Source organism: Streptomyces sp. NTH33, assembly GCF_003236365.1.
GTDB lineage: Bacteria > Actinomycetota > Actinomycetes > Streptomycetales > Streptomycetaceae > Streptomyces.
In genome coordinates this window covers 1-1107 of the sequence record NZ_POTZ01000940.1, presented here as the reverse complement: position 1 = coordinate 1107, position 1107 = coordinate 1, and the positions used below count along the sequence as shown (strand labels likewise).

Below are 1107 nucleotides of genomic sequence, written 5' to 3'. Positions count from 1 at the left end.
CGGCAGCCCCGAGCTGCCCGTCACCGCCCGGGACAAGGCCGTGGCGGCCGCCGCCGCGGCCGGGAGGACCGCCGAGCACAAGGACGTCGTCGTCGCCGGTGACGTGTTCCGCATCGCGACCGTCGCCCTGGGCGGCGGCCGGGGCGCCGTGCAGGTCGCCCAGGAGTTCAGCGACACCGAGGACCTGCTGCGGGCGCTGCAGCAGCGCACGCTGATCCTGATGGGGGCGGTGGTGGTCGCGGCCGGTCTGTGCGGCTGGTGGCTGGCCCGCCGCATCACGCGCCGGCTGGTGATCCTCACCTCCGCCGCCGAGAACGTCGCCCGCACCCGCCGGCTCGGCATCGAGGTGCCCGTCACCGGTTACGACGAGGTGGGCCGCCTCGGCCGTTCCTTCGACCGCATGCTGGGCCGGCTCGCCCAGTCCGAGGAGGACCAGCGCCGCCTGGTCCAGGACGCGGGCCACGAGCTCCGTACGCCGCTGACCTCCCTGCGGACGAACATCTCCCTGCTGCGCCGCATCGACGAACTGCCGCCCGCCACCCGCGAGGACCTGGTCGCCGACCTCACCCAGGAGGCCCGCGAGCTCACCGACCTGGTCAACGAGCTGGTCGACCTGGCGGCCGGCCAGTCCGACACCGAGCCGCCGCAGCGGATCGACCTCGCCGACATCTCCGAGGACGTCGCGGGTGTGGCCCGCCGGCGCAGCGGACGCGACATCGTGGTCCGCACGAGCGGCGACACGACGGCCGAGGGCCGGCCGGGCATGCTCCAGCGGGCCGTCTCCAACCTCGTGGAGAACGCCGTCAAGTTCGACCGGGACGGCACGGCGCCCATCGAGATCACCGTCGCCGGTCCCGCCCGGCCCGGCCCGGTCCGCGTGGAGGTCCTCGACCGCGGGCCCGGCATCGCCGCGGACGACCTGATACGCGTCTTCGACCGTTTCTACCGGGCCGCCGACGCCCGCTCCCTGCCCGGTTCCGGCCTCGGCCTGTCCATCGTGCGCGAGGTGGCCCTGGCCCACGGCGGCGCCCCGTTCGCCTTCCGGCGTCCCGGCGGCGGCTCGGTGATCGGCTTCACGGTCGGCACGGACCGGGGCCGGCACGAGGG

Annotated in this window: 1 protein-coding gene; it reads left to right on the top strand. The window is 75.4% G+C overall.

What is annotated here, in order from left to right:
- A partial coding sequence (locus C1I97_RS37670; protein WP_111007337.1) for a HAMP domain-containing sensor histidine kinase occupies positions 1–1107 on the top strand: 1107 nt, incomplete at both ends.